At 68.7% G+C, this 6291-nt stretch carries 8 protein-coding genes; 5 read left to right on the forward strand and 3 right to left on the reverse strand.

Going from position 1 to position 6291, the window contains the following annotated elements; genetic code table 11:
- Window positions 1-19: 19 nt before the first annotated feature.
- Genes Q0L11_RS11735 through Q0L11_RS11750 form a run of 4 tightly spaced genes read left to right on the forward strand, consistent with a single transcriptional unit; the run spans window position 20 to window position 2799 of the window.
- A complete protein-coding gene (locus Q0L11_RS11735; protein ID WP_296597456.1) occupies window positions 20-1627 on the forward strand; it encodes a stimulus-sensing domain-containing protein in 1608 nt (535 codons plus the stop codon).
- Window positions 1624-2058, forward strand: coding sequence for an HPr kinase/phosphorylase (locus Q0L11_RS11740; protein ID WP_296597457.1), 435 nt, complete (start codon window positions 1624-1626; stop codon window positions 2056-2058). Before Q0L11_RS11735 ends, Q0L11_RS11740 begins: the two co-directional genes overlap by 4 nt.
- Window positions 2059-2118: 60 nt before the next feature.
- Window positions 2119-2523, forward strand: coding sequence for a PTS sugar transporter subunit IIA (locus Q0L11_RS11745; protein WP_068876916.1), 405 nt, complete (start codon window positions 2119-2121; stop codon window positions 2521-2523).
- Window positions 2524-2799 (forward strand): HPr family phosphocarrier protein, encoded by a 276-nt coding sequence (locus Q0L11_RS11750; protein ID WP_296597461.1) that lies wholly within the window; start codon window positions 2524-2526, stop codon window positions 2797-2799.
- Between the two features lie 135 nt (window positions 2800-2934).
- Here Q0L11_RS11750 and Q0L11_RS11755 read toward each other — a convergent pair whose 3' ends face one another.
- From Q0L11_RS11755 to bioB, 3 genes are all read right to left on the reverse strand, one after another.
- Window positions 2935-3696 carry an ABC transporter permease gene (locus Q0L11_RS11755; RefSeq protein ID WP_296597458.1) on the reverse strand — a complete coding sequence of 254 codons (762 nt, stop codon included), beginning with the start codon at window positions 3694-3696 and terminating at the stop codon, window positions 2935-2937.
- Window positions 3693-4655 (reverse strand): ABC transporter ATP-binding protein, encoded by a 963-nt coding sequence (locus tag Q0L11_RS11760; protein WP_296597462.1) that lies wholly within the window; start codon window positions 4653-4655, stop codon window positions 3693-3695. Before Q0L11_RS11760 ends, Q0L11_RS11755 begins: the two co-directional genes overlap by 4 nt.
- Before the next feature lie 190 nt (window positions 4656-4845).
- On the reverse strand, window positions 4846-5838 hold the full coding sequence (bioB, locus tag Q0L11_RS11765; RefSeq protein WP_296597459.1) for a biotin synthase BioB: 993 nt from the start codon (window positions 5836-5838) through the stop codon (window positions 4846-4848).
- Window positions 5839-5993: 155 nt separating this feature from the next.
- On the opposite strand from bioB, the gene Q0L11_RS11770 reads away from it, so the two are divergent.
- Window positions 5994-6291, forward strand: a 298-nt coding sequence (locus tag Q0L11_RS11770) for an adenosylhomocysteinase (protein WP_296597460.1), incomplete at its 3' end; no start/stop codon positions are given.

A 6291-nucleotide genomic window follows, 5' to 3' on the forward strand; every position in this document is an offset into this window, starting at 1 on the left:
GACGCGATCGAAACCCTCTATGGCGTCGGCTACCGATACCGGGAGTCCTGAGCCGGCGGGCGCAGCCCAACGGCCCAGGCGTCGGTATCGTGGCCTGCCGGGGTCGCGCCTCGGGCGGCTGATCCTCGCGCTGAACCTGCTGGGCCTGGCGGTGCTGATCGTCGGCGCGCTGGTGCTGAACGAACTGCGCCAGGGGCTGGTGAACGCCCGTATCGACAGCCTCTCGACCCAGGGCGAGCTGATCGCCAGCATCCTGAACCAGGCCGCGACGGTGGGCGAGCCGGAGCCGGCCATGGACGCGGCGCTGGCGACCGAGCTGCTGCAGACGCTGTCGAACCCGCGCGCGCAGCGGGCCCGGCTGTTCGACAGCCATGGCCGGCTGGTGGCCGACAGCGACTGGATGGCCGACGCCGTCGAGCGCCGCGAACTGCCGCCGGCCCGCGGACGCGACGACACCGCCCGCGGCTTCGACCTGCTGCCGCACGCCCGCAAGCCCGATAGCCGACAGGTGGAGGCCACCCTGGCCCGCGAAGTCGGCGTGGCGCTGCAGGGCCGCCGCTGGGCCGGGATGCGCGAAAGCGACAGCGGCCGCCGGGTGGTCTCGGTGTCGATCCCCATCCAGCACGTGCGGGCCGTCCTCGGCGTCGTGACGCTGGAGGCCAGCGATGTCGACGCCATCATCGCCCAGGAGCGGCGGGCGCTGATCCCCTTCATCCTCATCGCCATCTCGGTGACGGTGGCCTCGTCGCTGCTGCTGAACAGCCTCGTCGCCCAGCCGGTGCTGCGGATGGCGCGCGCCGCCGACCGGGTGCGCCAGGCGCGGGCGCGGGCGATCTCCCTGCCCGATCTCGCAAAGCGCGACGACGAGGTGGGCGACCTCACGCGCAGCCTGGAGGCCATGACCCAGTCGCTCAGCGAGCGGATGGACGCCATCGAGAGCTTCGCCGCCGACGTGGCGCACGAGATCCGCAACCCGCTGACGTCGCTGCGTTCCGCCGTGGAGACCCTCGACCTGGTGACGGACCCGGCGGCGCGCGATCGGCTGCTGAACGTGCTGAAGAACGACGTCCAGCGCCTGGACCGCCTGGTCACCGACATCTCCAACGCCTCGCGGCTCGACGCCGAGCTGTCGCGCGACCAGCCGCGGCTGGTCGACCTCGGCAAGCTGGTCGGGGACATCGTCGCGCTCTACCAGGCGACCGCGAAGCCGGGCGAGGTGCAGGTCACCTTCTCGCCGCACCTCGGGATGGAGGCGATCACCGTGCTGGGCCGCGAGGGGCCTCTCAGCCAGATCGTGCGCAACCTGATCGACAACGCCCGCTCGTTCAGCCCGCCGGGCGATGCGGTGACGGTGGGCCTGCTGCGCGTCCGGGGCGAGGCCATCGTCACAGTCTCGGACAACGGACCCGGCATCCCGCCCGAGAACCTGGAGACGATCTTCGAGCGCTTCTACACCTCGCGGCCCAAGGGGGCGGCGTTCGGCGGCAACTCCGGCCTGGGCCTGTCGATCGCCCGCCAGATCGCCGCCGCCCACGGGGGCACGCTGCGCGCCGAGAACCGGACGGGAGCCGAGGGCAAGGTGCTGGGCGCGATGTTCACCCTGATCCTTCCGGAAGCGGCGGGGTGATCCGTCACGCCGGCCTGATCGCGCGCCGCCTGGGCGGGACCTGGCGCGGCGTCCTCATTGAGGGCCCGTCCGGCGCCGGGAAGAGCGATCTGGCGCTGCGGGCCCTGGAGCACGGATTCCGGCTGGTCGCCGACGACCGGGTGCTGGTCTGGGCCGACAAGGGACGGCTCTTCGGCCGGGCGCCGGACACGCTGCTCGGGCTGATCGAGGTGCGCGGCCTTGACGTGATGACCGTCGAGCCGCTGCCGTTCTGCGAGGTCCGGTTGCTGGCCCGGCTGGAAACCCCCGAGCGCATACCGGACTTCGCAACCGAAGCGATTGTGGGCATTGAAGTTCCACGCCTGGCGGTGAATCCGTTCGAAAGCTCGGCCCCTGTGAAACTAAGCCGCGCGCTGGAGGCCTTTGACGCGGCGCACAAGAGGCGTATCTAGCTCGGCTCGCGCCTCTCCTCGGGCGCCGTCACGGGTGGGGATACCCTTGGATTGTCGGGCATGATCGGCCTCGTGATCGTCACTCACGGCCGGCTGGCGCAAGAGTTCGTGTACGCGATGGAGCACGTCGTCGGCCCGCAAGCCGCGGTCGAGGCCATCTGCATCGGTCCCGAGGACGACATGGAACGCCGCAGGCAGGACATCCTGGCCGCGTGCGGGCGCGTGGAATCCGGCGCGGGCGTGATCCTGCTGACCGACATGTTCGGCGGCACGCCCTCGAACCTCGCCATTTCGGTGATGGAGCAGACTAAGGCCGAGGTCATCGCCGGCCTCAATCTGCCGATGCTCATCAAGCTCGCCAGCCTCAGGAACCGGGTCAGTCTCGAAGATGCAGTTGCAGCGGCGCAGGAAGCCGGGCGAAAGTACATCTCCGTGGCGTCCTACGTCCTGGCCGGAGAGAAGTAGCTGAGCGAAGCCAACCGCACCGTCGAGATCGTCAACAAGCGCGGCCTGCACGCCCGCGCCTCGGCGAAATTCGTGAAGCTGGCCGCGGCGTTCGACGCCGAGGTCAAGGTCTCCAAGGACGGCCAGACCGTCGACGCCCGCTCCATCATGGGCCTGATGATGCTGGCCGCCGCGCCGGGCTGCTGCATCGACATCGAAGCCGAGGGCGACCAAGCCGAAGAAGCGGTCCAGGCGCTCGCGGAGCTGGTCGAAGCGCGGTTCGAGGAAGACGAGTAGGGGCGCTCAGTTCCTCCCCCGCTGGGGGAGGTGGCGCCGAAGGCGACGGAGGGGGCTTCCCCCAAGGCGGTTGAGGACCCCCTCAGTCGGCATTCGCCGACAGCTCCCCCGACGGGGGAGCAACGCTTCAACGCCCTACGTCTTCAGCCGCCAGCCGGTGCGGAAGATGACGGTCACAGCCGCGAGGCATAGCGCCAGGAAGCCGAGGGTGGCGGCGAGGCTGATGCCAACCCCCACGTCCGAGACGCCGTAGAAGCTCCAGCGGAAGCCGGAGACGAGATAGACCACCGGGTTGAAGAGGGCGATCGTCTTCCAGACGCCCGGCAGCATCTCGATGGAATAGAAGCTGCCGCCCAGGAAGGTCAGCGGCGTCACTACCAGGGTCGGGATGATCGACAGCTTCTCCCAGCCGTCGGCCCAGATGCCGGTGAGGAAGCCGAACAGGCTGAAGGTGACCGAGGTCAGCACCAGGAAGGCCAGCATCACGAAGGGATGGCCGATCTCGTAAGGGACGAAGATCCGGGCCGTGGCCAAGATCACCAGGCCCAGCACCACCGACTTGCTGGCGGCCGCGCCGACGTAGCCCATGACCACCTCGCCGGCGGAGATCGGCGCCGACAGCACCTCGTAGATCGTGCCGGCGAACTTCGGCATGTAGATGCCGAACGAGCCGTTCGAGATGCTCTCGGTGAGGATCGACAGCATGAGCAGGCCCGGCACGATGAAGGCGCCGTAGCTGACCCCGTCGATGGCCGGCATCCGGCTGCCGATCGCCGCGCCGAAGACGATGAAATAAAGCGAAGTGGTGATCACCGGGGCGGCCACGCTCTGGACGATGGTCCGCACCCAGCGGTGCATTTCGAACAGGTAGATGGCCTTGACCGCGTGCAGGTTCATGCGCGGCTCCTCACCAGGCTGACGAAGATGTCCTCCAGCGAGCTTTCCTGGGTGCGGAGGTCCTTGAAGTCGACGCCGCGCTCGGTGAGGCGGCGCATCAGGTCGGCGATGCCCGTGCTCTCGGCCTGGGCGTCGAAGGAATAGACCAGCTCGGCGCCGTCGTTGGCGAGTTCGAGGTGGTAGCCCTCGAGGCCGGCGGGCACGGCGCTCAGCGGCTCCTGCAGGTGCAGGGTGAGCTGCTTCTTGCCCAGCTTGCGCATGAGCACGTCCTTGTCCTCGACCAGGATCAGCTCGCCGCGGGAGATCACGCCGATCCGGTCGGCCATCTCCTCGGCTTCCTCGATGTAGTGGGTGGTGAGGATGATGGTCACGCCCTGCTCGCGCAGGCCGCGGACCATCTCCCACATGTCGCGCCGCAGCTCGACGTCGACCCCGGCGGTGGGCTCGTCGAGGAACAGGATCGAGGGCTCGTGGCTCAGCGCCTTGGCGATCATCACCCGGCGCTTCATGCCGCCCGAGAGCGCCATGATCTTCTCGTTCCGCTTGTCCCAGAGGCTGAGGGACTTCAGGACCTTCTCCAGGTGGGCGTCGTTCGGCGGCTTGCCGAACAGGCCCCGGCTGAACTTCACGGTGTCCCAGACCTTCTCGAAGGCGTCGGTGGAGATCTCCTGGGGCACCAGGCCGATCTTCATGCGCGCGGCGCGGTAGTCCTTCTGGATGTCGTGCCCGTCGGCGATGACCTGGCCGCCGCTCATGCGGACCAGGCCGCAGACGATGCCGATCAGGGTGGTCTTGCCGGCGCCGTTCGGCCCCAGCAGGGCGAAGATCTCGCCCTTCCGGATCTCGAGGTCGACGCCCTTCAGGGCCTGGAAGCCTCCGGCATAGGTCTTCGTCAGACCCTGGATGGATATGATCGGCTGCACGCGCTCTCCTCGAAGCCCCCCAGATAGGGCTCGCAGGACGGCTGAGCTAGGGCCGTCCCGACAACAGGCGGTCTAGCGGGCGGATGTGTCGGGGTTTGTCAGCAATGCGCGCCCAATTGCTCGCGCGCGGGTGGGGGATCTGTCGGCGAATGCCGACCGAAGGGGTCCCCAACAATCGTGGATGACTCCTTCCGGCGCTTCGCGCCACCTCCCCAGCGGAGAGGAACTAGGCGATGGCCTTCGACCCCATCGGGCGCATCTTCAGCTCGGCGAGGAGCGCGTCGTCGTTGTCGCGGCCGGGGTTGTTGGTGGTGAGCAGGCGGGCGCCGACGAAGATCGAGTTGGCGCCGGCCAGGAAGCACAGCGACTGCAGTTCGCGGCTCATGTGCTCGCGGCCGGCGGCGATGCGCACCATGGATTTCGGACAGACGAGGCGAGCGACAGCGATCATCCGCACGAACTCCAGTGGGTCGACCGCCTTGGAGTCGCCCAGCGGCGTGCCGGGGATGGGCATCAGGTCGTTGATCGGCAGGCTCTCCGGGTGCGCCGGCAGCGTCGCGAGCTGGTGCAGCAGGCCGGCGCGGTCGCGGCGCGTCTCGCCCATGCCGACGATGCCGCCGCAGCAGGTGCTCATGCCCGCGTCGCGCACGGCGGCCAGGGTGTCGAGGCGGTCCTGGTAGGTCCGGGTGGTGACGACCTTGTCGTAATAGTCCGGGCCGGTGTCGAGGTTGTGGTTGTAGTAGTCGAGGCCGGCGGCCTTCAGCGCCCTGGCCTGTTCGGGCGTGAGCATGCCGAGCGTGGCGCAGGTCTCCAGGCCCAGGGCCTTCACCCCCGAGATCATGGCGGCGACCTTGGGCAGGTCGCGATCCTTCACGTCGCGCCAGGCCGCGCCCATGCAGAAGCGCTGGGCGCCGCCGGCCTTGGCGTCGCGCGCCGCGGCGATCACCGTCTCGGCGTCCATCAGCTTCGAGGCGGTGGTGGCGGTCTTGAAGTGCTGCGACTGGCTGCAATAGCCGCAGTTCTCGGGGCAACCGCCGGTCTTCACCGAGAGGAGCTGGCTGAGCTGGAGCTCTGTCGGGTCGAACCACCGGCGGTGGACCTCCGCGGCGCGGAAGACGAGCTCGGTGAAAGGCAGCTCGAACAGCGCCTCCACCTCTTCCAGGGTCCAGTCGTGGCGGGGCTGGGCGGGGTCGGCGAGGCGACCGATCGGGGCGTTCATGGGCTTTACCTTGGGGGAGGAAGCGGCCCGGATAGTCCGGTCACCCTGCGGCGGGCAACGGAGGTCGCATAAAGAATTCTTTATGCGATTGTTGATCCGTTAAGGTCGCGCGGCTATAGGGGCGGCAACACCTATTCTCCCGATCAGGATCGAAGATGACCGACTTTGTCGTGAAGGACCTGTCGCTTGCCGACTGGGGCCGCAAGGAAATCGAAATCGCCGAGACCGAGATGCCGGGCCTGATGGCCACGCGCGCCGAGTTCGGCAAGTCGCAGCCGCTGAAGGGCGCCCGCATCGCCGGCTCGCTCCACATGACCATCCAGACCGCGGTGCTGATCGAGACCCTGCAGGCGCTGGGCGCCGAGGTCCGCTGGGCCTCGTGCAACATCTTCTCGACCCAGGACCACGCCGCCGCCGCCATCGCGGCCAAGGGCACGCCGGTCTTCGCGATCA

This window comes from Phenylobacterium sp. (genome assembly GCF_024508875.1).
GTDB lineage: Bacteria > Pseudomonadota > Alphaproteobacteria > Caulobacterales > Caulobacteraceae > Phenylobacterium.